This is a genomic window from Mycobacterium sp., assembly GCF_050701675.1.
GTDB lineage: Bacteria > Actinomycetota > Actinomycetes > Mycobacteriales > Mycobacteriaceae > Mycobacterium.
This window is the reverse complement of the sequence record NZ_JBOGDD010000119.1, coordinates 1-2,664: the sequence shown is the minus strand read 5'-3', so window position 1 is coordinate 2,664 and position 2,664 is coordinate 1. Positions and strand designations below refer to the sequence as shown.

Sequence of the window (2,664 nt, the reverse complement as noted above, 5' to 3'; positions counted from 1 at the left end):
GAACACGCCTTTGACGTTGACGTCCATCAACTGGTCATAGCGCGCCTCGTCCGTCTCCCCCAGTGGCGTCGCGTACGCGATGCCGGCGCTGGCCACAAAGATGTCGAGTTCGCCTGCGCTCGAAGCGATGTGCTCCGCCGCCGCCCTCATCTCTTCGGCCGAGGTGACGTCAGCCCTGATCGTCGTGCACCGCGCGCCGAGTTGGCTGCCGGTGCGGCTCAAGGCGGCCCGGTCGCGTCCTGTCACGATCACCCGTGCGCCGTGGTCGATGAATAGCCGTGCGGTCGCCAGCCCGATACCGCTTGTTCCTCCGGTGATCAGCGCGGTCTTCCCGTCAAGCCGGTGCATCGCTGTCCTTTCTTTGTCGGGTAATTCGTCCGGTCGCTGCTGTCATCGCGGCGACAAGCGGAGCCAACCGCTGCTCCGCCTTGGCGAGGGTGCTGGCATCGGCCCGGTCCGGGGTGCCGCATTCATACGGCGGGTCCGGGTCGTACTCCATCACCAGTTGACGCAGCCTGGCGGTGTCTTCACCGGCCAAGATCGCGGCCACGTGAAGGCCGAAGTCGATCCCGGCGGTCACTCCACCACCGGTGATGCGATTGCGATCGATGACGGTGCGGCCGTCGTCCGGGATGGCACCGTACGCTTGGAGGAAGCTCCGAAACGCCCAGTGGGATGCGGCGCGGTATCCCGTGAGCAGCCCGGCGGCCGCCAGAATGAGCGAGCCGGTGCAGACACTGGTCACATACCGCGCGTCGGCCGAAACGGACCGCAGGAACGCCAGCGTCTCCTCATCCTCGACCATCTGATGCGTGCTCTTCGTTCCCGGGACGATCACCACGTCGTAAGCGGATCTGCAGTCTGAGAAGGTTCTGTCCGGGATGACCGACACCTTGCTGTCGCTGATGACCGCGTCGGCGCTCTTTGCCACCAGGTCGATGGTCACGCCAGGGACCCCGGCGAGCACTTGTTGCGGGCCGATGAGGTCAAGGGTGGTGAAGTCCGGATAGATCAGCATCGCGATGGTCGTCGGTGACGTATGGTCATCGGGCATCGTCGGGGATTCCTTCCACTATGCGAACGTCTTGCGATAGGCCTTCGGCGAGACGCCGATCCGACGAATGAAGTTGCGCCGCATCGATTCTGCGGTTCCGAAGCCACATCGTGTGGCGATGACGGCGACGGTATCCGACGTTTCTTCGAGTTGGCGGCGCGCCGCGTCCATCCGCACGCGCTCGACGTACGCGCCGGGCGCCTCGCCGACTTCGTCGGTGAATACACGGGTGAAGTGCCGCACGCTCATGGCGGCGCGCTCGGCAAGTGTGGCCACAGTGTGGGCTGCTGCGGGGTCTGCTTCGACAGCTTCCTGGAGAGCCCGGATGCCGGTGCGTCGCGCCCGCGGAGACCAGGCCGGACCGGCGAACTGCCCTTGCCCACCGGGTCGACGCAGGGCCAGAACAAGCCAGCGTGCAACCGATTTCGCGACTTCGGTGCCATGGTCAGCTTCCACTAGCGCCAGGGCGAGATCCATGCCCGCGCTGATCCCTGCTGCCGTCCAGGTCCGCTTCGAGCTTCTGACGAACATGCGATTGGCGTTGACGTGCACGTTCGGGTACCGATGCGCCAACTGCTCGGCGAACGCCCAATGCGTGGTGACCTCATGCCCGTCCAGCAGGCCGGCCTCGGCGGCCAGAAACGCACCGGTGCAGACGGTGGTGAACCGCCGCGCGTGAGCCGCCGCCGCTCTGACCCAGGTCAGCAAGACCTCGTCCGTCAGGGCCCGCATGATCCCCGCTCCGCCCGGCACAACCACTGTGTCGACGGTGCGAGGATCGGGCAGTGCGATGGTTCCAAATGTCACACCGGTGCTTGTCGGTATCAGGTCGCCGGTCGTGGTGGCGACAGCCACCTCGTAGCCCGTCTGCGACCATGTGTCGGTTTCTACATAGCGTCGGGCGCCGACGAACACCTCGAACGGTCCAACGACATCGAGGGCCTGCACATCTGGGTAACCGACGATGACGACCGATCTCATGGTCTCAGTCTTCGTCGGGCCAGCGATGGCGTCAATGACACGTATCCCACAGATCAGGCCATCGGTGTGGCAGTCACCTCCGGCGGATAGCCGGTGAGCCTTCTGTTCGAACCACACTGTCAACAGATACCGGGGAGATGCCGGGGCGACGACCGAGCTGTAGCGCGTCCAGGCTCACATTAGTCATTCTAATGTGCATGAAGCACAATTAGCTGTACTGCATCACCTGCGAGACATAGCGTCGAGACGTGACCTCACCCCTCGTCTTGGGCTTCCTGGCATCCTTCGCCCTGATCGCCGCCATCGGCGCACAGAACGCATTCGTCCTGCGTCAGGGCATCCGCCGCGAGCACGTTCTCCCGGTGGTCGCGATGTGCACGATGTCCGACATCGTGCTGATCGCCGCGGGAATCGCCGGCATCGGCGCATTGATCAGCGCGCATCCCGCAGCCCTGAACGTCGCCAAGTTCGGCGGCGCGGCGTTCCTCATCTGCTACGGACTGTTGGCGGCCAGACGGGCGTATCGGCCCGCCTCGCTGGCACCGTCCGACGCAGCGCCTGCGCGGTTGGCCGAGGTCCTGGTGACCTGCGCTGCGCTGACGTTCCTCAATCCCCACGTGTACCTGGAC

General features: G+C 65.1%; 4 protein-coding genes. 1 reads left to right on the top strand and 3 read right to left on the bottom strand.

What is annotated here, in order from left to right:
- From ACRDUX_RS03650 to ACRDUX_RS03640, 3 genes are all read right to left on the bottom strand, one after another.
- Window positions 1–348: SDR family oxidoreductase (locus ACRDUX_RS03650; RefSeq protein ID WP_526411112.1), on the bottom strand; the 348-nt coding region annotated here is incomplete at its 3' end.
- The gene (locus tag ACRDUX_RS03645; RefSeq protein WP_526411110.1) at window positions 335–1,054 is read right to left on the bottom strand and encodes a DJ-1/PfpI family protein; all 720 of its coding nucleotides are present in this window, start codon (window positions 1,052–1,054) and stop codon (window positions 335–337) included. The genes ACRDUX_RS03645 and ACRDUX_RS03650, both read right to left, overlap by 14 nt.
- Before the next feature lie 18 nt (window positions 1,055–1,072).
- On the bottom strand, window positions 1,073–2,035 hold the full coding sequence (locus ACRDUX_RS03640; RefSeq protein WP_526411108.1) for a GlxA family transcriptional regulator: 963 nt from the start codon (window positions 2,033–2,035) through the stop codon (window positions 1,073–1,075).
- A gap of 248 nt (window positions 2,036–2,283) precedes the next feature.
- Between ACRDUX_RS03640 and ACRDUX_RS03635 the strand changes: the two genes are divergently transcribed.
- The coding region (locus ACRDUX_RS03635; protein ID WP_526411106.1) for a LysE/ArgO family amino acid transporter at window positions 2,284–2,664 on the top strand (381 nt) is incomplete at its 3' end.